The organism is Brevibacterium sp. Z349TD_9 (genome assembly GCF_056173565.1).
The window spans coordinates 1,720,985-1,742,444 of the sequence record NZ_CM149680.1 but is presented as its reverse complement, the minus strand read 5'-3'; the positions used below and the strand labels follow the sequence as shown (position 1 = coordinate 1,742,444).

The 21,460-nt window shown below is 66.8% G+C and carries 20 protein-coding genes and 2 tRNA genes; 10 read left to right on the top strand and 12 right to left on the bottom strand.

Going from position 1 to position 21,460, the window contains the following annotated elements:
* Positions 1-202: 202 nt before the first annotated feature.
* The 4 genes from AC0VYB_RS07895 to AC0VYB_RS07880 form a co-directional block, all read right to left on the bottom strand.
* Positions 203-844 carry an ATP-dependent Clp protease proteolytic subunit gene (locus AC0VYB_RS07895; protein WP_040340976.1) on the bottom strand — a complete coding sequence of 214 codons (642 nt, stop codon included), beginning with the start codon at positions 842-844 and terminating at the stop codon, positions 203-205.
* A gap of 26 nt (positions 845-870) precedes the next feature.
* Positions 871-1,467 carry an ATP-dependent Clp protease proteolytic subunit gene (locus tag AC0VYB_RS07890; RefSeq protein ID WP_009375387.1) on the bottom strand — a complete coding sequence of 199 codons (597 nt, stop codon included), beginning with the start codon at positions 1,465-1,467 and terminating at the stop codon, positions 871-873.
* Between the two features lie 235 nt (positions 1,468-1,702).
* Positions 1,703-3,055 carry a trigger factor gene (gene tig / locus AC0VYB_RS07885; protein ID WP_009375385.1) on the bottom strand — a complete coding sequence of 451 codons (1,353 nt, stop codon included), beginning with the start codon at positions 3,053-3,055 and terminating at the stop codon, positions 1,703-1,705.
* Positions 3,056-3,258: 203 nt separating this feature from the next.
* Positions 3,259-4,593 carry a glycoside hydrolase family 15 protein gene (locus AC0VYB_RS07880; RefSeq protein WP_259801708.1) on the bottom strand — a complete coding sequence of 445 codons (1,335 nt, stop codon included), beginning with the start codon at positions 4,591-4,593 and terminating at the stop codon, positions 3,259-3,261.
* Between the two features lie 708 nt (positions 4,594-5,301).
* Between AC0VYB_RS07880 and AC0VYB_RS07875 the strand changes: the two genes are divergently transcribed.
* The 3 genes from AC0VYB_RS07875 to AC0VYB_RS07865 all read left to right on the top strand — a co-directional run bounded on the left by AC0VYB_RS07875 (position 5,302) and on the right by AC0VYB_RS07865 (position 9,106).
* Positions 5,302-6,459 (top strand): hypothetical protein, encoded by a 1,158-nt coding sequence (locus tag AC0VYB_RS07875; RefSeq protein WP_259801709.1) that lies wholly within the window; start codon positions 5,302-5,304, stop codon positions 6,457-6,459.
* Positions 6,460-6,799: 340 nt separating this feature from the next.
* Positions 6,800-8,059: a hypothetical protein gene (locus AC0VYB_RS07870; RefSeq protein ID WP_259801710.1), complete on the top strand. Its 1,260-nt coding sequence runs from the start codon at positions 6,800-6,802 to the stop codon at positions 8,057-8,059.
* 273 nt (positions 8,060-8,332) lie between these two features.
* Positions 8,333-9,106, top strand: a complete 774-nt coding sequence (locus AC0VYB_RS07865) for a hypothetical protein (protein ID WP_366231747.1) — start codon at positions 8,333-8,335, stop codon at positions 9,104-9,106.
* Positions 9,107-9,425: 319 nt separating this feature from the next.
* Here the strand turns inward: AC0VYB_RS07865 and AC0VYB_RS07860 are convergent, their stop codons facing one another.
* The 3 genes from AC0VYB_RS07860 to AC0VYB_RS07850 form a co-directional block, all read right to left on the bottom strand.
* Entirely contained in the window at positions 9,426-9,854 is a 429-nt protein-coding gene (locus tag AC0VYB_RS07860) for a site-specific integrase (protein WP_475385119.1), read from the bottom strand.
* Positions 9,855-9,946: 92 nt separating this feature from the next.
* Positions 9,947-10,351: a tyrosine-type recombinase/integrase gene (locus AC0VYB_RS07855; protein ID WP_144589600.1), complete on the bottom strand. Its 405-nt coding sequence runs from the start codon at positions 10,349-10,351 to the stop codon at positions 9,947-9,949.
* Positions 10,352-10,509: 158 nt separating this feature from the next.
* Positions 10,510-10,583: transfer RNA gene (locus tag AC0VYB_RS07850), tRNA-Gly, on the bottom strand.
* Between the two features lie 126 nt (positions 10,584-10,709).
* Here AC0VYB_RS07850 and AC0VYB_RS07845 point away from each other — a divergent pair.
* Both AC0VYB_RS07845 and AC0VYB_RS07840 read left to right on the top strand, forming a co-directional pair.
* Positions 10,710-10,783 (top strand) — tRNA-Pro (locus AC0VYB_RS07845).
* Between the two features lie 120 nt (positions 10,784-10,903).
* On the top strand, positions 10,904-12,142 hold the full coding sequence (locus AC0VYB_RS07840) for a PQQ-dependent sugar dehydrogenase (protein ID WP_475385118.1): 1,239 nt from the start codon (positions 10,904-10,906) through the stop codon (positions 12,140-12,142).
* 86 nt (positions 12,143-12,228) lie between these two features.
* Here the strand turns inward: AC0VYB_RS07840 and AC0VYB_RS07835 are convergent, their stop codons facing one another.
* From AC0VYB_RS07835 to AC0VYB_RS07825, 3 genes are all read right to left on the bottom strand, one after another.
* Complete coding sequence (locus AC0VYB_RS07835; protein ID WP_009375379.1) at positions 12,229-13,341, bottom strand: alcohol dehydrogenase catalytic domain-containing protein; 1,113 nt, start codon at positions 13,339-13,341, stop codon at positions 12,229-12,231.
* 37 nt (positions 13,342-13,378) lie between these two features.
* Complete coding sequence (locus tag AC0VYB_RS07830; RefSeq protein WP_009375377.1) at positions 13,379-13,852, bottom strand: ribose-5-phosphate isomerase; 474 nt, start codon at positions 13,850-13,852, stop codon at positions 13,379-13,381.
* Between the two features lie 111 nt (positions 13,853-13,963).
* Positions 13,964-14,569 carry a mycothiol-dependent nitroreductase Rv2466c family protein gene (locus AC0VYB_RS07825; RefSeq protein WP_009375375.1) on the bottom strand — a complete coding sequence of 202 codons (606 nt, stop codon included), beginning with the start codon at positions 14,567-14,569 and terminating at the stop codon, positions 13,964-13,966.
* A 165-nt stretch (positions 14,570-14,734) separates the two neighbouring features.
* On the opposite strand from AC0VYB_RS07825, the gene pepN reads away from it, so the two are divergent.
* From pepN to AC0VYB_RS07810, 3 genes are read left to right on the top strand one after another with little or no spacing between them, the layout of a single operon-like run.
* A complete protein-coding gene (gene pepN, locus AC0VYB_RS07820) occupies positions 14,735-17,395 on the top strand; it encodes an aminopeptidase N (RefSeq protein WP_475385117.1) in 2,661 nt (886 codons plus the stop codon).
* Between the two features lie 13 nt (positions 17,396-17,408).
* Positions 17,409-18,545: a mechanosensitive ion channel family protein gene (locus AC0VYB_RS07815; protein ID WP_119296287.1), complete on the top strand. Its 1,137-nt coding sequence runs from the start codon at positions 17,409-17,411 to the stop codon at positions 18,543-18,545.
* Positions 18,542-18,946 (top strand): globin, encoded by a 405-nt coding sequence (locus tag AC0VYB_RS07810; protein WP_119296288.1) that lies wholly within the window; start codon positions 18,542-18,544, stop codon positions 18,944-18,946. Before AC0VYB_RS07815 ends, AC0VYB_RS07810 begins: the two co-directional genes overlap by 4 nt.
* A 64-nt stretch (positions 18,947-19,010) precedes the next feature.
* On the opposite strand, the gene AC0VYB_RS07805 is transcribed toward AC0VYB_RS07810, so the two are convergent.
* Complete coding sequence (locus AC0VYB_RS07805; protein ID WP_119296289.1) at positions 19,011-19,670, bottom strand: DUF8185 domain-containing protein; 660 nt, start codon at positions 19,668-19,670, stop codon at positions 19,011-19,013.
* Complete coding sequence (locus AC0VYB_RS07800) at positions 19,667-20,200, bottom strand: acyl-CoA thioesterase (RefSeq protein WP_119296290.1); 534 nt, start codon at positions 20,198-20,200, stop codon at positions 19,667-19,669. Before AC0VYB_RS07800 ends, AC0VYB_RS07805 begins: the two co-directional genes overlap by 4 nt.
* An 85-nt stretch (positions 20,201-20,285) precedes the next feature.
* Between AC0VYB_RS07800 and AC0VYB_RS07795 the strand changes: the two genes are divergently transcribed.
* Together AC0VYB_RS07795 and AC0VYB_RS07790 are read left to right on the top strand one after the other, a co-directional pair.
* Positions 20,286-21,197: an acyl-CoA thioesterase gene (locus AC0VYB_RS07795; RefSeq protein WP_119296338.1), complete on the top strand. Its 912-nt coding sequence runs from the start codon at positions 20,286-20,288 to the stop codon at positions 21,195-21,197.
* Positions 21,194-21,442: a hypothetical protein gene (locus AC0VYB_RS07790; RefSeq protein WP_119296291.1), complete on the top strand. Its 249-nt coding sequence runs from the start codon at positions 21,194-21,196 to the stop codon at positions 21,440-21,442. Before AC0VYB_RS07795 ends, AC0VYB_RS07790 begins: the two co-directional genes overlap by 4 nt.
* The last annotated feature ends 18 nt before the right edge of the window (positions 21,443-21,460 follow it).

Below are 21,460 nucleotides of genomic sequence, written 5' to 3'. Positions count from 1 at the left end.
CCACATGACACTGACACAGTCCCTGCGCGGTGTCACACGGTGTGTCGTCACATCTCGGGCGCCCGGGGCCGACACGCCTGGTCGGACCGTATGGTCCGACCGTGCGCGGACGACGAACGGGCCCGGGCGATCAGTGATCGCCCGGGCCCGCTGCGAGAGCGCTCGGACTCCCCGGCGGGAGGTCAGACTCCCCTGCGGGGAATCAGACTCCCTTGCGGGAGGTGAGCACCTGGTCGACGAGACCGTAGTCCTTCGCCTGCTCGGCGGTGAGGAAGAGGTCGCGTTCGATGTCGTTCGAGACCTGCTCGGCCGTCTTGTTCGAGTGGTTCGCGAGCGTCTGCTCGAGCCACTGGCGCATCCGCAGCACCTCGGCGGCCTGGATCTCGATGTCCGAGGCCTGCCCCTGTCCCTGGCCCTGCATCGAGGGCTGGTGGATGAGGACGCGGGCGTTGGGCAGAGCGAGGCGCTTGCCCGGGGTGCCCGCGGCGAGCAGCACTGCCGCGGCCGAGGCTGCCTGGCCGAGGCACACCGTCTGGATCTCCGGCTTGATGTACTGCATCGTGTCGTAGATCGCGGTGAGCGCGGTGAACGAGCCGCCCGGCGAGTTGATGTAGAGGGTGATGTCGCGGTCGGGGTCCTGCGATTCGAGGACGAGCAGCTGCGCCATGATGTCATCGGCGCTCGTGTCGTCGACCTGCACGCCGAGGAAGATCACGCGATCCTCGAACAGCTTGGTGTACGGGTCCTGGCGCTTGAAGCCGTAGGGCGTGCGCTCCTCGAACTGGGGCATGACGTACCGTGAAACCGGCATCTGGCCCGCGGCCCCGCCTGGCATGAGATTCATCGAGTTCATTCTTCCCTGTCTTCCCGTCAGTTGTCGGTGACTTCGGACGACTGGGTCACGACATCGTCGATGAAGCCGTATTCGAGGGCCTCCTCGGCGGTGAACCAGTGGTCGCGGTCGTTGTCTTTGAGGATCTGCTCGAGCGACTTGCCCGTCTGCTCGGCGGTGAGCTCAGCCATCTGCTTCTTCATGTGGAGGATGAGCTCGGCCTGGATCTTGATGTCCGTGGCCGTTCCTCCGATGCCGCCGAGCGGCTGGTGCATGAGGATGCGCGCGTGCGGGGTCGCGTACCGCTTGCCCTTGGCGCCGGAGGAGAGCAGGAACTGACCCATCGAGGCAGCCATGCCCATCGCGACGGTCGCGACGTCGGGCTTGATGTACTGCATGGTGTCGTAGATCGCCATGCCCGCAGTCACCGAGCCGCCGGGCGAGTTGATGTAGAGCCAGATGTCGGAGTCGGGATCCTCGGCTGCCAGCAGCATCATCTGCGCGCAGATCGCGTTGGCGTTGGAGTCACGCACTTCCGAGCCCAGCCAGATGATCCGCTCCTTGAGCAGACGGTTGAAGATGTGGTCGTCGAGGCCCATGCCCCCACCGGCGTCGAGGCCGACGGGCGCTGTCATGTCGTGTGCGCTCACGTTTCTCTCCTGATTGGTCGTGATCGGTTGCTATGGACTCTAACTGGTCGGCAGTCCCTTTTAGTCCCCCCGCTCACCCGTGTTCGCCCTCAGCGTGATACGGGGGTGATCCGGGGTGCGCGGGGACTCCGCCGCCTCGGCGAGGGGTGTGAATGACGAAACGGCGGGCCCGGGTCTCCCCGTGCCCGCCGTCGCACTCACTCGCCGAGGCGGTCAGTGGTCACTTCTGCTCAGCGTCGTCCGCCTCGTCTGCGGCAGGTGCCTCGTCGTCGGCTGCGTCGTCAGCGGACTCCTCGGCGGGAGTGGTGAACTCCTCCATGTCGACGACGTTGCCGTCGGTGTCCTTGACGACCGCGCCGGCCAGTGCCGCCGCGAGGGCCTTGCGCCGGGAGACCTCGCCGACGAGGGCGTTGACCTGGCCGGAGTTGTCGAGCATCTGCGCGAACTCGTTCGGGTTCATCCCGTACTGCTGCGAGGCGGAGATGAGGTATTCGATGAGCTCGGGCTGGGTGACCTCGACGTTCTCGGCTTCGGCGATGGCGTCGAGGACGAACTGCGTGCGCAGGTTGCGCTCGGTCTCCTCGGTGACCTCGGCGCGGTGCTCGTCGTCGTCGACCCGGTTCTCGGACTCGAGGTGGCGCTCGACCTCGTCGGCGACGATCTTGGCCGGGACCGGCACGTCGACGGCGGCGATGATCGCTTCGAGGACCTTGTCACGGGCCTCGGCACCCTGGGCGAACTCCTTCTGCTTGCCGGCCTGGACCTTGAGGTCCTCACGGAGTTCGTCGATCGTGTCGAACTCGCTGGCGAGCTGGGCGAAATCATCGTCGGCCTCAGGCAGCTCGCGCTCCTTGACGGCCTTGAGGGTGACGGTCACAGCACCGGACTCGCCTTCGTGCTCGCCACCGGCGAACGTCGTCTCGAACGTCGTCGACTCCTCGGCGGAGAGGCCTTCGAGGGCCTCGTCCATGCCCTCGAGCATGGTGCCGGCGCCGACCTGGTAGGAGATGTCGGAGGCCGAGTCGATCTCCTCGTCGTCGATCTTCGCGACGAGGTCGAGGGTGACGAAGTCGTCCTTGGCGGCCGGGCGGTCGACAGCGGTGAGGGTGCCGAAGCGCGAGCGCAGCTGCTCGAGCTCGTTCTCGACGTCGGCGTCGGTGACCTCGATGGGGTCGACCTCGACGGTGATCGAGTCGTAGGCGGGCAGGGTGATCTCGGGGCGGACGTCGACGTCGACGGTGAAGACGAGGTCGCCGTCCTCGGTGCCGTCGAGGCCGGGGACCTCGGAGATCTCGACCTCGGGCTGGCCGAGCGGCTTGAGGTCGTTCTCCTCCACCGCGTCACGGTAGAAGCCGTCGAGTCCGTTGTTGATCGCTTCCTGGATCACCGTCGGGCGTCCGATGCGCTGGTCGATGATGCGAGCGGGGATCTTGCCCTGCCGGAAACCGGGAACGGTGACCTGGGCACCGATGGTCTTGTAGGCCTCGTCGACGCTCGGCTTGAGTTCGGCGTAAGGGACTTCCACGCTGATCTTGACCCGGGTCGGGTCGAGTTGCTCGACGGAGCTCTTCACAGTGTGACCTTTCAGAATCGACAGTCATGCTCGGGGTCGGCACGACCCTGCAGGGCCATGGGACCGGTGAGTGGACGGACATGGACCATGTCCGCGCAATGCAGTCACCCATCCTACTTGACCCGAGCGCCAAAACACGAAACCCGCCGAGGCGGCCGGACCCGGGTTCGCGCCCGGCGCAATCGCCGGTGCGGACAGCCCACTCAGCCGCGGAGTGCGTCGAGGGCGAGGACGACGTTCGCGGCCGTCCATGCCAGCGGTGCCACGGAGACCGGTGTCCCCTCACCGTCGACCTTCTCCGGCAGCGAACCGGACGCGGTCCGATGGCCGGCGAGCCAGTCGAGGACCGCCTCAGCGCGGGCACTCTCCCCCAGGCGGGCGTACCCGAGGGCGAGCAGAGAAGTTGACGGGGTCCAGCTCGCGTCGTCGAGGATCCAGCCGGTCCCCGGACGGATGCCACCGGCGGGCTGCCGCAGCCGTTCGCCCATCCGGTCGAGAGCCGCGGCATCGACGAGGTCGGGTCCCATCCCCGACGCAGGCAGGTAGGCCGCCGCGGAGTCGAAACCGCCGGAGCTCGGATAGCGCTGCAGTCCTCCGGCGCCGAAGGTGCGGGCGAACGTCTCCGTGAACGCTTCCGCGACCGCTGTCCTCTCGCCGAGGCGCTCGGCCGTGCCCGCGTCACCGAGGGAGGTGAGAGCGCGGAGTCCGATGAGGGTGGGCGCGGCGATGCCGAGGGTGATCCGGCCCTCCCCGACCTCCCAGTAGTCGGGTGAGACGGGTGGCAGGGTGCGACCGCTGCCGGTGAGCTCGTCGAGCAGCGCGGCCGAGCGGTCGATCATCGGCTCGAGCTCGGAGAGTGAGCGCGCCGGCGCCGGTGCGGGCGTTTCGGGTTCTGAGGCGGCGCCCACCTCGGCGATGGACCAGAGGACGAGACCGACGGCATCGAGCTGGGGCGCACGGTCGTCGGGGACGGACCCGGTCTCCGGGTCGTAGCGGGCGGCGAACCATCCGTCCTCACCCTGGAGGGCCTGGAGGTGGCGCAGCTGGCCCCACGCGAGCTCCGCGTGTCCGACTGCGGCAAGGGCGGCGGCGACGAACGCCGTGTCGCGCGGCCAGATGTAGCGCCACGCCCCTGACCAGCTCGCCACCGGTCCGGGCAGGTCGTCGCTGAGGATCCAGAGGTCGAGGAGCGCGGAGACGGCGAGGTCGACGAGGCGCTCGGGAACCTTCGCGAGCCACGGCACGGCGACGGCGAGAAAGTCACGTTCGCGTTCGGCGGCCGCACGGGTGCCGGTTCCCGGCAGGACCCGGGAGCGCGGCGGCAGGTCGCGGGCGGCCGCAGAGGAGAGGGCGGCGCGTTCGGAGTCGGAGACGTAGGCGGCGGCCACCGAGCGGACGGGATCGGACTTCTTCAGGGACTCGATCCGGGCAGGCAGCCCCGGGGCGGCGAGTCCGATGCCGAAGAGCCCGGCTCCGGTGAGGGCCCCGGTGAGCAGGCGGCGGCGCGCAAGGGGACGCTGGGCGGATCCGGGGGCCATGGATGCCTCTCTGCAGGAGACGACGGGCTCGGCACGGGCCGCCGCGACGAGTGACCGGGGTGGGGGTCAGACTATCGCGCGGAAGCATCGGCGGACCAGAGCAGAGCGTCCGGGAATGCAGAAACCGGCCGGACCAGGTGGTCCGACCGGCGGTGGAGGGGATGACGGGACCTGCTCCCACATGCCCTCTGATCAGGCTAAATGCTGCTCTCACAGGGTCCGTGACCCATATGTGACCACAACCAGGTTACAGCCTGTCCGCGTGTCATGGAACCGGATGACCGAAAACCCCCGAAGAACATCTACATCAGCACACTTCACCTGCCAGACACAGGCTGCTGCGTCAAGAGTCAATGCTCGCGTGAGGGTCGCGGGCGTGCGAGCATGAGAAAAGCGGCCCCCGTGGACCCAGGTTTCTCAGGCCTGGCGGGAGCCATTCGGAATATCACTCATGTCTGAGTCTACGGGCGCTCCCGGCTCTGTGTCACCCGCGACACGACCCGATGGCCCAGCACCCCAGCGGGTCCCCGCTGGCGTGCGCATGTCGCGCGGAGCTGAGGACTTTTTGTCGTTCTACATGCGCGCTCACTGCAACCTCCACAGGCCTGCGGCCCTTGGGGGGGCGGGTGTCCGTGGTCGCTTTTTCCGAGCCGGACCCCGCGCGACCCACTCGACGGCTGGCACGGCTCACACATTAGACGACGTGACATGGTGGCAAGTCTCGCTTTGCTCGTGATGCAGCAGGCAGCCGACGGCGTGACGACAACCTTCCTCGCCCTGTCCCCGACGCTCCCGGCGGGATCTGGAGCCTCACGGACGGGTGCGGCTCTGCTCGCGCTCCAGGACCTCGTGACAAGTATCCGCGCACTCCCTGGTCCGTGGGGGCGGATGGTCGGCACGATCACTGTACCGATAAGCCAGCTTGGCACCGCCGCCTGGACGGCCCGACCCCACCTTCAGATCGCGGTCGCGGCGGCGCTCGTGCCGACGATCCGCGACACGTGGGACGATCTGGCGAGCCTGTACGACGTCTCACGCGGCCCGGACCCCGATGCCGTCCATTCCAGCCTCATAGACCCTGACTACCCTGTCGGTATCGCCGCCCTCGGCGTCTATTTCGGCCAGAACGACGAGGTCTTACCGCCGACAAGTAAGGGGAAGGACTGGCCGCTGACGGCGGTGGCCCGCCACGGAGCGGAGATCGGTGCGGCGGGCGACTCGACCGAGGCGCGCGTGAGGCTGGACCCGTGGGCGGAGACTCAGGCCGCGATCGCGGCGGCGTCCGCCGTGCCGGGTCCGGTAACGACGCGAACGACACGGGCTGCGGCGGCCCACATCGCGGCAAGGATCGGACTGGAAGGGGCGACGGCACGCGCCAATGCGGGCCGAATCGCTGCCAGGATGCTCGCGTTGCGTCCGCACGTCACGTCGATGTCTCAAGCCGCACCGGAGGACCTACTGGACCAGTGGCGAGCTGCGGAACACCATACCCCCATCAGCGAGAACGGGGAGACGCGGATGATGGAGAAGCCACGGGATGATGTGAGCCTTATCCCCGCCGCTGACTCTGAGCGCAGTGAGGACATCGAAGTTCCCCTGGAAACCTCTAGTACGAGCGATGTGCAGGCGGAGACGACAAGTGCCGCTATTCTGCACGGGCACTGGGGAAACTTGTCCGGACTGGTCGAGGTGCGTCCTCGCGCTACGCAACTCGCTCGCACGGTTATGATAGCGATCATGACCGGCGTGGTCTCGGCTAGCCGGAAGCTGGTCACCATGCTCCAGCACCGCCTGGTGCTCGTTCGCCGCTGTGCACGATTTGTGTCGCCCGGGTCTGGCGGAGGCTCCGGTCCCAGGGGAGGGTAAGGAGAACGTCTCCTGCGAGAAAATAAATCCAACCGTTCCTACCCTCGATCACGAGCAAGTGAGCCCGACGGTTTGAGAACAGTCGTCGGACTACTGGTGAAATCGTCTACCGATACCGCGCCGGTAGAGGTTCCTAGGGAATCATTTAAGTAACGGGAGAGACTACGCGGCCTGCACGCCAGGCACGCAGTCGTAGGTCTGCTCGCGGCGCTTTGGCCACCTCCGGGAACAGCGAACCCGCACGACAACGTAGCTCCAAGCCCGTAGCGGCGGTTATCGGCTCAGATACGATTCTCTGGCTCATCAGAGAACACGTTTGAACATGACGGAGAATCATGCCATGACCACCTTTGCCCACGAACACAAGCTCACCTCATCGAAGCTGGACTTCACCACACACGCTGATGCGTGGATCGCCCAGTTGGAGGCCGCACTGTCGAAGGCCTACCCTGACGTTTCTCTCTGTTCGAGTACTCGCTCCAGCGACTTCGGAGGGACGTTCATCGATCTCGGCACCATTCGCTCCGATCGTGAGCACCGCAGTCGGCTCGGACTACTCGTGGAGCAGGAAAGCACCCGCAGTCAGTTCTATGTAGTCGGCGACGAACCCATCGACGACAACCTCATCAACACGTTGTTGAAGTCAGTGCAGCAGGCGTGCCAGCGCGCTGCTGCGGAAGCGTCTGACTTCGAATGGTCGGCCCTGTTGACACAAACGCCGAGAATGCTCAGTCATCCGTCCCGACTTGAAAGCCCGATGCAAATCGGGACGATGACGCTGCGCGCCACGGACACCGACTTCACGGATCTTGTCTACCATTACGATTCTGGCAACTCGATGTCGTCGGGCTACAAGATGCAAGTCTCTCGACCCATTTGGGTAACGGGACGTACAAACGCGTCGTCGATCGAGAGTGCGATCAGCCGAGCAGGCCGAGAGCTGCGCCGCTTGTGCGGGTTGCTTGCTGTTGCCTGGGACGTTCCGTATGAGATAGCGGTTGCCCCGATGCCGCAATACGATCAGGGACCGTCCCAGTACAGAAACCGGCCAGGAATGCGGCTCGTTCAAGAAGCACCGCCTGTGGAGAAGTGGCAGGCACATCCGGTGCCTAACTGGTTAGACGATGCGTGGTCCCCAGCTGCAAAGAAGGAACTCACTTCGGCTCTCGATATGTTTCTCGAAGGCGAGTACGTCGGTGCACGTCATCCTTCTCTGTCTGCCGTATGCTACGTTGCCGCCATCGAAGCGATTGGCAACACACTCTTTACCACCGAGGTTTGCCAGTGCTGCAACTCCGTGCAAGGAGCGACGAGGAAATACAAAGCGTCCATTCGGCTCGTAGTCTCCGAACACGTCGCTCGCGAGCTCGACCGCGTGTATAAGTGGCGCTCGACCACAGTCCACCAGGGTTCACTTCATTCGACGGAGGTGAACTGGAGCCGTGGATGGGCACATATGCTCGACCCGCACTACTCGAAGAATCTGACCCACGTCATACCGGAACTAAGACGTGCTGCTCGATTGCTCATCGTCCGCGGCCTCAATGATGAACTGCCCGAGTCTCGACCCCTGCAAGTCGCTGAGCGGACGGAAGGCTAGAATCTCGACACATGCGTCGCCACGCTGTTGCGGTATCGCCTCCCTCATCTATCGCGACTGTTGCAATCAGCACTCGATTTGCACGGGTGCACTGAAGGAAACTTCGTATCCGGAAACGGTCTGCCCCTGAACAAGTTAGTACCTTGCCTTCGACATTTATTTCGAGACCACTGCGGCGAATCTCGTCAACAGTTGCCTATGCGGAGGCCCGAGGACGCGGTCGCAGCTCTCTTGGCCAAACGATTGAGTGACGGCAGGAAGATAATTGAGTTCATGAGTAGCGAGACGCCGATCCCAAGCAGGCCTCCAGCTTTCGACTGGCGACAGCATCTCGGGCTGTGCATTGGTGCCGGAGCAACAGCCCTGGTCTGCCTGAAGTTGCTTGCTGTCGCGGGCTGGGACAGTACCACGGCGTTCGGAATCCTTGCAGCTAGCGGAACCGCTAATGTGCTGACAGGAACCCTTCTCGCGGTCCTGCCACCTCTTTACGGGGCAATCGTATTTGCAGTTTTGCCGAGAGTCGAACGGCATCTGAAGCGACGTTCATCGGTTGAGCGGTCGACAGCGCGTTTGCTGGAGACCTGGCCAGTGGTTCTACTCAGTTTCATCGCACCTGTGGGGCTGCTACTGGCAATCGCTGTAATCGTCATTGTCTTGGTCGCATTAAGTCTAATTCGACATCTGCGAGAACGTCGATCCTCCAAGAAAGATCAACCTCAAATTACGACCAATACTGAAAATGACGCCCCCAGCCGATTCGAACCAGTAGGTGTCGGACTTGGAGGGCTGACGATACTAGCGTTCTGGTCTCTGGCGACGCCTTGGGTACCACCAGAGTCGATCAGCACGTCGAACGGTGCGCAGACTGCATATGTACTGGAGACACAGAACGACATCGCAACAGTACTGATGGCCGACAATCGGCGTCTGCTCCGAGTGCCGAGCGACGCCGTGACGGGTGAGTATTGCTCCCTTGACCTTGGATGGTGGACTGAGCCGATCCTGCAAGTTTTCGCGAAAGACAAGTATCCCAGTTGCCCAGAATGATTAGTCGAAAGGTACTGTGACCACGGTCGCCCCGGCAAATGCGCCGAAGTCGGGACAACCCTGAATCTACGATCAGTCCATCTGATCGACGCTGGAGAGGCGGCCTCGTCCACGTTCGACCGCGGCGTGCAGGTACGTCATTGCCACTCGGACGTCGGCGTGCCCAGCGTCTGCCAAGAGATCTGCCGTTATAGCCCCGGCACGAACGACGCGAGTCAATGGTGTGTGCCTCAACTGATGCCAACCTACGCCGAGAATCTGAACCTTCTCCCCGGCTCGCCGCAACTGCCGTCAGCGCGGAACTCTGATGATTCTGAACTCACCCGTTGGAACCAGGGCGGGGGAACGCAAGCCCCCTCTGAGCACCCTGAGCTGCATGGCGGTTGAAGTGAGCGACGGCGACAGCGTGCACGGAAGGCGGCACGGCGATTCGCCGCCGTCCCGGCTTCGACTTCAGACCGTGCTCAACCAGCCCTTCGCCGATGATGGATGGCACGGCGCAGCGAACATAGATTTTGTCAGCATCGGGGTCGGGATCGTTTCGATTGAGCTCCCAAATTTCACCTAGGCGCAGGCCGCAGACTGCCGCCACGAGCACGGCGAACTTGAGCCTGTCCGGCACTGCCTTTGCTACGGCCTGAATCTCGGCTCCGGTGAGGATATGCGGCCGCTTACCGTCGGGATCTGTGACGCTCTTGTGCCATGCGGCTCTAGGAACCAAGAGCGAAACACTGTCGACGATCCCCACGGCAACTGCGGCACGAAGTATGGTACCGACGGTCACGTTGACGGTGCGCGGAAACCCGGGTAAAGCACGTCGCCGCAATCAGCGGAACCACGTTACCCACTTGGGGGTGGAATTGTGACAAGCGGTTTCGGTCCGAGATGCGGAACCACATGCCGTCGCAGTCGCTTTGTGTGCGTCTGCAAGGTCGCGGGCTTCCACGTATCGGCATTCGTAACGAGCCACCGCTCCACCCATGTTGCAACTGTGATTGCTAACCGTTCAGCCTCCCGTGCTTCCCTTTCCGTATCCTCCCACTCCTTGCTCGGCGGCACCCACCTGTCATAGGCGATGTCAGCCTCGGCGACAGTGAGCCAGACACTGGCGATCTTCATATCAGGAAAGTCCCGGGCATAGCGCTGCTCGTCCGGTGCAAGGTAGCGGGCGCGGATTCGCCCGGATTTGAGTGTGTCGAGCGAGCCAAACTGGCGGCGAGCCGCCTTCTTCGTCTTCGACGTCACCGTTCTCCTTCGCGTGAGCTCTATGCGACCTCAACGGTGGGCGCCGATAGTGTCAACGATTATTCTGCGTTCGCACACATGACCTCGTACCACGTGAAGCTGCGCTGGAGGAACGAAAAGCTCCAGCTCTCGGTTGAGAGCTGGAGCTGATCTTACTTTGGAGGGGATGACGGGAATCGAACCCGCACCATCAGTTTGGAAGACTGAGGCTCTACCATTGAGCTACATCCCCGTGCTGCGAGTATGACTATATCCGAGGTCCTCACCAGCCGCCAAATCGCACTTTCGTGACGTGTCTCACCCACCGCTGCGGACATTGGGCAGAGGCTGTGCGGGTGTGATTAGATTGATTCCGTCGCGGGATGTGGCGCAGCTTGGTAGCGCATCTGTTTTGGGAACAGAGGGTCGCAGGTTCAAATCCTGTCATCCCGACGATGTGAGCCGTTCGGACCAGAGGGTCCGGACGGCTCTTTTCGTCGCGATGCGGGGTCTCGCCCTGCGGTGGGATCATCGGCGACAATGGTGTTCCGACCACCCGGGAAAGGACCCGCGATGGCGCCTTCGTCCGCATCTCCCCGCCCCCTCATCTCCACGACACGGTTGCGCACCTCCACGACACCGCCCCGCACCGGCGCGCTGAGCAGAACCCGCTCTCGCTCCGGCAGCACCGCGCCGACACGATGCGCCGCGCTCGCCACCGCTCTCACCCTGGTTCTGTCGGCCTGCACGACTCCGAACTCCGACCGAGGGTATGGCCCCGAATCGGCGCCTGCCGAGGGTTCGACTTCGGCGGAGCCGACCGCCTCGGCGGGGGCCCCGGACATCGCCGAACCGGAGACCGTCGTCGAGGGACTCGCCGCCCCTTGGTCGATCGCATTCGCCGGCGACGTCGCGCTCGTCAGCGAACGCGACTCGGGGCGGATCCTCGAACTCACCGAGACGGTTCCCGCTCAGGCGCGCGAGGTCGGGACCGTTCCCGGGGTGGCCGCCTCCGGCGAGGGCGGTCTGCTAGGCCTCGCGACAGCCGAGGACTTCCTCTACGCCTACTTCACCGCGGCCGAGGACAACCGGATCGTGCGCTTCCCCCTCGACGGCGAACCCGGCTCATTCGCCCTCGGCTCCCCCGAGGTGCTCCTCGACGGCATCCCGAAGGCCGGCAACCACAACGGCGGGCGCATCGCCTTCGGCCCCGACGGCAAGCTCTACGCGACGGCCGGCGATGCCGGCGACCGCGAATCCGCGCAGAACCGCGAGGCGCTGTCTGGGAAGATCCTCTGCCTCGACCCCGACGGATCGGTGCCCGAGGACAATCCTTTTCCCGGCTCCCCGGTCTACTCCTTCGGCCACCGCAACCCGCAGGGCATCGCGTGGGACGAGACCGGACGGATGTTCTCGAGCGAGTTCGGGCAGAACACGTGGGACGAGCTCAACATCATCGAGGCCGGCGGCAACTACGGCTGGCCGGACGTCGAGGGCATGGCCGACCCGGGCGAAGGGTCGGACTACATCGATCCGGTGCAGCAGTGGTCGACCGGCGAGGCGAGCCCGAGCGGAATGACGATCACCGAGGGGACCATCCTCATCGCCAACCTCCGCGGAGAGGTTCTGCGCGAAGTGCCTGTCTCCGACCTCTCCCAATCGCGCACCCGCTACGAGGGCGAGTACGGACGCCTCCGCGACGTCGTCACCACCCCCGACGGACAGCTGTGGATGCTCACGAACAACACGGACGGTCGGGGCAGTCCCGCCCCCGGCGACGATCGGATCCTCCGGATCCCGCTGCCGGACTGACGGCGCCGTCCCGATGATCCCGTCCGGATCACCGCGTGACGTCGATGACCTGCCGCCTCACGCCGTGGCGTCGATGCCCGGTCGACTCACCGGGTGAAGTCGATGACCTGCCGGATGACGCGCCCCTCGGCGAGGGCGTCGAAGGCCGTATTGATCTCGGAGAGCGCAACGGTGTCGGAGATGAGCTCCTCGACCGGCAGCTTCCCCTCCCGCCACAGCTGCGCGTAGATCGGGATGTCCCGGCTGGGCACGGCCGAACCGAGGTAGGACCCGACGACCGTGCGGGCCTCGGCGGTGAGCGTCACCGGGGTGATGCGGGCTTCCGCGTCCGGGGAGGGCAGGCCGACGGTGACCGTCGTCCCGCCGACGGCGGTGGCCGCGAATGCGGTCTCGAACGCGCGCGGATGACCGACGCATTCGATGACGATCGGGGCCTTCCGCTCCCCCAGGGTCTCGGGAGTGTACGCCTCGACGGCTCCGAGTTCCTTCGCAGCCTCGAGTTTGTCGGGGTTGGCATCGACGCCGATGACGCCGGCGGTCTCGATTGAGAGCGCCGTGATGAGGGCGGCCATCCCGACCCCGCCGAGGCCGACGATCATCACCTCGTCCTCAGGTCCGGGGGCTCCCGCGTTGAGCACGGCCCCTCCGCCGGTGAGCACCGCACAGCCGAGGACCGCGGCGATCGGGGCGGGCACATCGTCGCCGACGGGCACGAGGGAGGCCCGGTTGACGACGGCGTGCGTGGCGAACACGGAGGCGCCGAGGTGGTGGAGCACCTCGGCGCCCTTCTCGTCGTGGAGGCGGACCCTGTGTCCGTCGAAGGGCAGGGTGCCGGCCGCGTTCGTCGCGCTGCCGGGGATGCACGGCAGCTTGCCGTCGGTGAGGCAGTTGGCGCACACCCCGCAGCGGGGCAGGAAGACCGTGACGACCTGCTCGCCGATCTCGAGGTCGTCGACCCCCTCGCCGAGGGCCTCGACGACGCCTGCGCCTTCGTGACCGAGGAGCATCGGCAGGGGCCGCGGGCGGTTGCCGTCGACAACGGAGAGGTCGGAGTGGCAGACCCCGGCGGCGGTGAGCCGGATGCGGACCTCGCCGGGGCCCGGGTCGTCGAGGTCGAGCGGTTCGATCGTCAGCGGCCGCGAGTCGGCATAGGGCTGCGGGCGCCGCATCTCCCGCAGCACCGCCCCCTCGATCCTCATGACCGGCCCCTCACACCGGCCCTCGCGCCCGCGATGTTCACAGCCCGGCCTGACCGTCGTCCTCGTAGGCGGCCATGATGCCGATGCGTCGCGAGTGCCGCTCGTCGCCGGAGAACGGCGTGGTGAGGAAGGCGTCGACGATCGCCAGCGCCTCGGCCTCCGAATGCTGGCGGGCTCCGACGGCGACGATCTGCGCATCGTTGTGCTCGCGGGCGAGCTTGGCGATCTCCGGATTCCAGGCCAGTGCCGCCCGCGCCCCGGTGACGAGGTTGGCCGCCATCTGCTCCCCGTTGCCGGAGCCGCCGATGACGACGCCGAGCGAGTCGAGGCCCGCCGCCCGATCGTCGACGACAGCCTGGGCGGCGGCGATGCAGAACGCCGGGTAGTCATCGAGGGCGTCGTACTCGAGCGCACCGTGGTCGATGACCTCATAGCCGGCCTCGCCGAGGTGGCCCTTGAGGATCTCCTTGAACTCGAACCCAGCGTGGTCGGTTCCGAGGTGGACCTTCATCATGTTCCTTTCGTTCCCGGCCTGGCCGGGGTGCGGGTCCCGGGCTGTCCGGGCTGCGGTGGTTCCCGGGAGTCCCCGGGAGACGGGCGCCGCCCCTGGGCGGCGGTCTCGTCAGTCGAAGACGGGACCCTGGTCCCGGGTGCGCTTGAGCTCGAAGAAGCCCGGCGTCGAGGCGACGGCGAGGACGCCGTCGAAGAGGCGACCGGCATCCTCGCCCTTCGGAGCGGGCGTGACGACGGGACCGAAGAACGCGGTGCCGGCGACCCGGCAGACCGGGGTGCCGACGTCGTCGCCGACGAGCGCGAGCGCCTCGTCGTGGGAGGCCTGCAGGGTGGCGTCGTAGTCGTCGCGGTCGGCGTAGTCCATCAGGGAGGCCGGAAGATCGAGCTCAGCGAGCGCCTCGGCGACGGCCTTGTCGAAGTCCTTCTCCCCACCGGGGTGGATGCGGGTGCCGATCGCGGTGTAGAGCGGTTCGGCGATCTCCTCCCCGTGTTCGGCGATCGCCGCTGTGACCACGCGCATCGGTCCCAGGGTGCGGTCGATGAGCTCCCGGTAGTCCTCGGGCAGCTCACGATCCCGGTTGAGGATGTTGAGGCTCATCGGGTGGAAGCGGACGTCGACATCGCGGACCTTCGCGACCTCGAGGGCCCACCGGGAGGTCATCCACGCCCAGGGGCACGCCGTGTCGAACCACAGGTCAAGGGTCTCTCTGCTCATTCTCACTCCTCGTTCTCAGCGGCGGCGGGGGCCGCAGCGGCCTCCGCGATCTCCGAGGCCAATCTACCAAGTCGGCGCCCACCCGTCCCATGGGTCCGCGTCACCGGGCGTCCATGACAGAATGACGACAAACACACCCGGACCCGATGCGGAGGTCGCCAGCCAGTGCCCCAGTACAACCTCACCCGTGAAGAAGCCAGGTCGCGTTCGTCCCACATCACCGTGCAGAGCTACGAGCACACCCTCATCCTCACCGGGGTCGGCGAGTCCTTCCGCGTCCGGTCCCGGATCCGGTTCACCGCCGATCCCGAATCCGAGACCTTCATCGACGCGATCACCGCAAGCGTCGAACGCGTCCAGCTCAACGGGCTCGACCTCGAGATCGGCGAGGTCGTCTCCCCCTCCCGCATCACCCTCGCCGGGCTCGCCGCGGAGAACGAACTCGTCATCGACGCGCACTTCTTCTACATGAACACCGGTGAGGGCCTGCACCGCTTCGTCGACCCCATCGACGACGCGGTCTACCTCTACTCCCAGTTCGAGGTCCCCGATGCTCGCCGCGTCTTCCCGGTCTTCGAGCAGCCCGACCTCAAAGCGCCGTTCTCCTTCACCGTCATCGCCCCGGAGCAGTGGACGGTCGTCTCGAACTCTCCGACCCCGACCCCTGGGGACCCTGCGGAGATCCTCTCCGACCTCGACGCCGAGGAGGCCGCGGCCGAGGACATGGCCGTGTGGCAGTTCGCCCCGACCACCCCGATCTCGTCCTACATCACCGCGATCGTCGCCGGCCCCTACCGCAGCGTCCACTCCGAGCTCGTCTCCTCCGACGGACAGCCCGTGCCGCTCGGGCTCTACTGCCGTGAGTCCCTCTTCGAGCACCTCGACGCGGAGAACCTCTTCGCCGTCACCCGCGCGGGCTTCGAGTTCTTCGAACGCGAGTTCGGGGTGCCCTACCCGTTCGAGAAGTACGATCAGCTCTTCGTCCCCGAGTTCAATGCCGGGGCGATGGAGAACGCCGGAGCGGTGACGATCCTCGAGAACTACATCTTCCGCTCCCGGCCCACCGAGGCACTCGTCGAGCGCCGCACGGTCACCGTCCTCCACGAGCTCGCCCACATGTGGTTCGGCGACCTCGTGACGATGCGCTGGTGGAACGACCTGTGGCTCAACGAGTCCTTCGCCGAGTTCATGTCGACGCTGGCCACGGCCGAGGCGACGAAGTACTCCGATGCCTGGACGACGTTCGCGACGATCGAGAAGTCCTGGGCGTACCGGCAGGACCAGCTGCCGAGCACCCACCCCATCGTCGCCCCCATCGAGGACCTCGCTGACGTCGAGGTCAACTTCGACGGCATCACCTACGCCAAGGGCGCCTCGGTGCTCAAGCAGCTCGTCGCCTGGGTCGGCCGCGCCGAGTTCTTCGCGGGCCTGAAGACCTACTTCGACACGCACGCGTGGTCGAACACGGAGCTGGGCGACCTGCTGCGCGAACTCGAGGCGACGAGCGGGCGCGACCTCACGACATGGTCGAAGCTCTGGCTCGAGGAGTCCGGGGTCAACCTCATCGAAGCCGACGTGGCCTACGGTCCCTCCGCCGACTCCGGCGCCGAGGTGGTCGAGCGGCTCACGGTGACCCAGAAGCCGTGGGCGATCGAAGGACAGCCGGAGCCGTCCCTGCGCCCGCACCGCCTGGCGATCGGCTTCTACTCCGACAACGGCGAGGGGCGCCTCGTGCGCACCCACACCTTCCCCCTCGACCTCGACTCCGCCGAGGCGGACGTGCCCGAGGCCGTCGGTGTGCCCCGGCCGGCAGTCATCGTCGTCAACGACGCCGACCTCACGTATGCGAAGGTCCGGTTCGATGCCGAGAGCTTGGCGACCGCGACGGCACGGCTGTCGGACTTCGACGACTCGCTCACCCAGCTCCTCGTGCTCAGCACGCTGTGGGACGGGGTGCGCGATGCAGAGATCCCTGCCCGGGACTACATCGACACGCTGCTGAGCCACCTCGCCGCGATCACCCACTCCTCGGGCCTGCTCACGCAGATGCGTCAGCTCGAGACCGCGGTCGGGGCCTACCTGCCCCCGGCCGAGCGCGCGGAAGCCCACACGCGCATCGCCGACCGCCTCGGCGAGCTCTTCGAGGCAGCCCCTGCGGGCACGGACCAGGCGTTCCAGTTCTTCCGCGGGATCATCCGCCACGCGGAGTCCGAGGAGCAGATCGAGACGCTGCGCACGTGGCTCGACGCGCAGGAGGTCGGAGGCATCACGATCGACACCGATCTGAGGTGGGAGCTGCTCATCGCCCTGTCCAACCACGATGCGGTCGACGAATCGGCGATTGCGGACATGGCCGCCGTCGATCCCAGCGCCACCGGCCAGCGGCAGGCGGCGACGGCCCGGGCCGCTCGGGCCACCTCGGCGGCGAAGTCGAGCGCCTTCACCCGGATGATCGACGAGATCGAGATGCCGAACTCGGAGCTCGGAGCGCTCGCGGCCGGGTTCGCGATGGGACTGCAGACCGGTGACGGGGAGCTCATCCCCGCCGAGGCGCCGCTGCAGGACTTCGCGACCGAATACTTCCAGCGGATCTCCGGCTGGTGGGAGACCCGCACGCTCGAGATGGCGCAGACGATGACCCTGCGGCTGTTCCCGCCGGCGAGTGCGCAGACCGTGGCCGCGGCCCGGACCTGGCTCGAGGAGCACCCGGCGGCACCGAAGGGTCTGCTGCGGCTGATGCGGGAGAACCTCGCCGATGCCGAGCGGGCGCTGGCGGCTCAGCGGACGTCCAGCGACATTGAGGACCTGTCCAAGAACAGCCGATAGGGTCGATGGCATCATGACACCTGACTCACTGCAGACCACCCTGCTCTCCGCCGCGCAGATCGACTGGAGCTTCCTCCTCGACGTCCCGCTGCGGGTGACGATCGTCATCGTCGGCGCCCTGCTGCTCAACTTCCTCATGCGCATCGTCATCCGACGGTTCGCCGCGAGCGTGGCCAAAGGCACCGTCGACAGTTCGAAGCCGAACTCGCGCTTCTCCACCTCGGCGATGGAGTCGCAGTTCACCGGCATCGATCAGGCGACGATCCGGGAGAGACGGGCGCAGCGAGCGGAGACCGTGGGGCGGATGCTCTCCTCGGTGACGTCGATCGTCATCGCGATCGTCGCCGGCCTCATCGTGCTCAGCGAACTCAACTTCAACGTCGGCCCGATCCTCGCCTCGGCCGGCATCGCCGGTGTCGCGATCGGCTTCGGCGCGCAGGCACTGGTCAAGGACTACCTGTCCGGGTTCTTCATGGTCATCGAGGACCAGTACGGGATCGGCGACTCGGTCGACCTCGGCGAGGCGATCGGCGTCGTCGAGGACGTCGGACTGCGCACCACCCAGGTCCGCGGCCTCGACGGCACCCTGTGGCATGTGCGCAACGGCGAGATCCTCCGCGTCGGCAACCAGTCCCAGGGCTGGGCGCGGGCCGTCCTCGACATCCCCATCGCCTACAACACCACGGTCGCGACGTACGCCTCGGTCATCGAGGACACGACGAAGGAGATCGAGAAGGACCCGGAGATCGCCGACGCCATCCTCGAACCGCCGGAGATCTGGGGCGTCGAGTCCCTGTCGGCCGAATCGCAGGTCATCCGCACCGTGCTCAAGACGAAGCCGAACCAGCAGTGGAAGGTCGCGCGCGCCTTCCGCGCCGAGCTCAAGCGGCAGATGGACCGTCGCGGCATCCACATCCCGATCACCCAGGAGACGGTCTTCCGCACCCTGCCCGACCCGAGCGAGGCCGTGCGGATCAAGTCGATGGACGATTCGGTCACCGACGCCGACGCGCACGAGAAGAAGTCCCACCGGGAGTCCGCCGACGACGATGGTGCATCGACCGGCGACGCCGCCGGCGCGGGGGCTGCCGGGGCGGGCGCGAAGGGGACCTCCACCGGGGACGGTCCGCGGACGGGAAGCAGGAGATGAGCCAGGACACGAGCGCGGACACGATCTTCGCAGCGGTCGGCGGTCACGAGACGTTCACCCGCCTCGTCGACGCCTTCTACGCCAATGTCGCCGCCGATGAGCCGCTCATCGCGATGTACCCGGAGGGCCACGAGCTCACCGGCGCCAAGCGCCGGCTGCAGATGTTCCTCGAACAGTACTTCGGCGGGCCGACGACCTACCAGGAGGAGCGCGGCCACCCGCGGCTGCGGATGCGCCACTTCCCGTTCCCCATCGACTTCGACGCCCGCGACCGCTGGCTGCGGGCCATGCGCGCGGCCCTCGACGAGGTCGCGCTGCCCCCGCTCTACGACGAGCTCTTCTGGGACTACTTCCAGCGGGCGGCCACCGCGATGGTGAATACGAACAGCACCGGGGCCTGAGCAGGTCCGGCATCATCGCGATCGCCGGGTGAGCAGGTGACCGCCGCTCGCGTGGGCGAATCCCTCAACCCGCCTTCCGGGTGAGCAGGTGACCGCCGGGGGTGACGAGGCGCAGCCATCCTGAGCTCTCCATCACCGGGACATCCGCCTCGGCGCCCGGCGGAACGAACCGCAGGCCGTCGGCCGCGAACGCGAGCCCGCTCGGCAGCGGCGTGCCGCCGGCAGCCTCGATGGGCCGGGACCACACCGAGGCCCGCAGGGCCTTGACCGCATGGGAGCCCGCGCCCTCGGGGGTGCCCTCCCCCACCTCGGCGATCCCCGCCTCGGCGGCCGACCTCAGCTGCTCCGCGGTGACGGCGTCCGTGTTCTCCCACGGCCCTCGGGGCGGGGAGATGCCCGCCCAGGAGACGAGCATCGTCGTCGGCGGCAGCGGCACAGCGGTGCCGCCGTCCTGCCGGGCGAAGCGATCGGTGAGGCCGGCGAGGGGGACGACCTCGTCGAGGCCGTCGAGTTCCGGGCTGGCCAGCTGCTGCATGCGCATCGCGAGCACGAGCGGGGTCGAGTCGCCGATGCCGTGGGGGTAGAGCGGGGCGACGGAGACGACGAGGACGGACGAGACGACCTGGAGGCGCATCGCCCCGTCGCGGTCGAGGCGGTGGGCAAGGGACGTGAACGCGACGAGGTCGCGCATCGCCATCTCATCGGCGATCTCCAGAGTCGTCATCGCCGCAGGCTCCGCAGTCGGACCGGTTCGCGCACGACGCCCGAGAGTTCCGCGGCCTCCTCCTCGGTGAGGCGGCGGGGTCGTCCCGTGGTCCGGTCGACGAAGGCGATGACGGTCTCGGCGACGGTGTAGACCCGCGAACCGTCGGGTTCGACGACGACATAGCCGATGGTCACCGAGGCGGGACTGACATCGCTGATGACGAGGTCGACGGCGATCGGGCCGGGACGGTAGCCGATCGGGCTGCGGTACTCGACGGCGTGCGAGGCGACGAGGAGTTCGGTCGTCGCCGAGGCCGCCCCGAAGACCTCGGGCATCGGAGTGCCGGAGACCACCTCGGCGGCACCGGGGGCGGCGACAGCGTCGCGGCTCTGCGTGGGCGAGCCGAGGGCACGCACGCGGGCTTCCTCGAGCAGCTGCATCTGGGTGACGTTGTTGACGTGCCCATAGGCGTCCATGTCACCCCATCTCAGTTCGAGGAGGACCCTGGTGCAATCGTCGAGAAGGGGATTCGTGGTGCCGTTGTGCATGTGTCCATGATGCCATCTTCGATCGCCTGGCGATGTCCGCGATAGGATCGGGAGTTGTCACCCGTCCCTGCCCATGGAGGCCCATGTGAGCGATTCCCAACCGACACCTGCCGAGGCGAACGTCGCACGCCTGCACGAACTCCTGCAGCTGCGTCGGCTCGACTCCGATGCCGGGCCGAGGGAATCCGACCTCTTCGTCGGCCCCAGCCAGTACAAGCCCGATGGGCGGGTCTTCGGCGGACAGGTTCTCGCTCAGTGCATCGTCGCCGCCGCCGCGACCCTGCCGCCCGACCGGCTCATCCACTCCCTGCACGGGTACTTCCTCCGCGCCGGCGATGTCGCCGAGCCGATCGAGTTCGGTGTCGAGCGCCTCCGCGACGGCCGGTCGTTCTCCGCCCGGCGCGTCCACGCGTACCAGAAGGATGCGCCCATCCTCTCGCTCATCGCCTCGTTCCAGGAGGAGCAGGCGGGTTTCGAGCACACTGAGACGATGCCCACCGGGATCCCGGGGCCCGAGGACTCCCCCGACCTGCGCGAACTCCTCGCCGCCGTCGATTCCGTCCAGGTCACCGAATGGCTCAACCGGCGTCCTTTCGACATCCGCCCGGTCGAGCCCTTCGGCGTTCCGGGTGCGACGACGATCGACACCGAGCTGCCCGAGCAGCACATCTGGTTCCGTGCCAGCGCCCACTTCGGCGATGACCCTGTGCTCAACGCCGCAGCCTTGGCATACGCGAGCGACTTCAACCTCCTCGAACCCGTGCTGCGCCGGCACGGACTCTCGTGGGGCAGCCCGGGCCTGCGGGTGGCGAGCCTCGACCATGCGATGTGGTGGCATCGACGCGTCCACGTCGACGACTGGATGCTCTACGTCCAGGAGTCCCCGGCCGCCCGGGGCGGTCGCGGACTCGGCTACGGGCGCATCTTCTCCCACGACGGAGAGCTGCTTGCGACCGTCGCCCAAGAGGGCATGGTCCGAGTCAAGGACGCCCCGTGAGCGACGAGAAGGCAGCGATGATCGAGATCCTCTCCTCGATTCTCAGCCGGCTCGTCAACGTCGCCCTCTGTCTCGTTCTCACTTCGATCGCACTGCTCATGCTCCGCGATCGCACGGACCTCCACCTCGGCGTCGTCGCCCTGCTCGCCCTCGTCATCGGCATCCTCGGCACGATCGCCGTCCGCCGGGTGCTGCGCCTCCTCCACCGCCTGTGGCGGCGGATCTTCGACTCGTTCGCCCGCTGAGGGCGACGGACCACCCGG

Coding starts and splice junctions, on each gene's coding strand:
- AC0VYB_RS07865 (WP_366231747.1), top strand. CDS start 8,333: ATGAGTAGCGAGACGCCGATCCCAAGCAGGCCTCCAGCTTTCGACTGG.
- AC0VYB_RS07805 (WP_119296289.1), bottom strand. CDS start 19,670: ATGACGACTCTGGAGATCGCCGATGAGATGGCGATGCGCGACCTCGTC.
- AC0VYB_RS07830 (WP_009375377.1), bottom strand. CDS start 13,852: ATGAAGGTCCACCTCGGAACCGACCACGCTGGGTTCGAGTTCAAGGAG.
- AC0VYB_RS07835 (WP_009375379.1), bottom strand. CDS start 13,341: ATGAGGATCGAGGGGGCGGTGCTGCGGGAGATGCGGCGCCCGCAGCCC.
- AC0VYB_RS07870 (WP_259801710.1), top strand. CDS start 6,800: ATGACCACCTTTGCCCACGAACACAAGCTCACCTCATCGAAGCTGGAC.
- AC0VYB_RS07825 (WP_009375375.1), bottom strand. CDS start 14,569: ATGAGCAGAGAGACCCTTGACCTGTGGTTCGACACGGCGTGCCCCTGG.
- AC0VYB_RS07895 (WP_040340976.1), bottom strand. CDS start 844: ATGAATCTCATGCCAGGCGGGGCCGCGGGCCAGATGCCGGTTTCACGG.
- AC0VYB_RS07840 (WP_475385118.1), top strand. CDS start 10,904: ATGGCGCCTTCGTCCGCATCTCCCCGCCCCCTCATCTCCACGACACGG.
- AC0VYB_RS07880 (WP_259801708.1), bottom strand. CDS start 4,593: ATGGCCCCCGGATCCGCCCAGCGTCCCCTTGCGCGCCGCCGCCTGCTC.
- AC0VYB_RS07810 (WP_119296288.1), top strand. CDS start 18,542: ATGAGCCAGGACACGAGCGCGGACACGATCTTCGCAGCGGTCGGCGGT.
- AC0VYB_RS07815 (WP_119296287.1), top strand. CDS start 17,409: ATGACACCTGACTCACTGCAGACCACCCTGCTCTCCGCCGCGCAGATC.
- AC0VYB_RS07890 (WP_009375387.1), bottom strand. CDS start 1,467: ATGACAGCGCCCGTCGGCCTCGACGCCGGTGGGGGCATGGGCCTCGAC.
- AC0VYB_RS07800 (WP_119296290.1), bottom strand. CDS start 20,200: ATGCACAACGGCACCACGAATCCCCTTCTCGACGATTGCACCAGGGTC.
- AC0VYB_RS07875 (WP_259801709.1), top strand. CDS start 5,302: ATGGTGGCAAGTCTCGCTTTGCTCGTGATGCAGCAGGCAGCCGACGGC.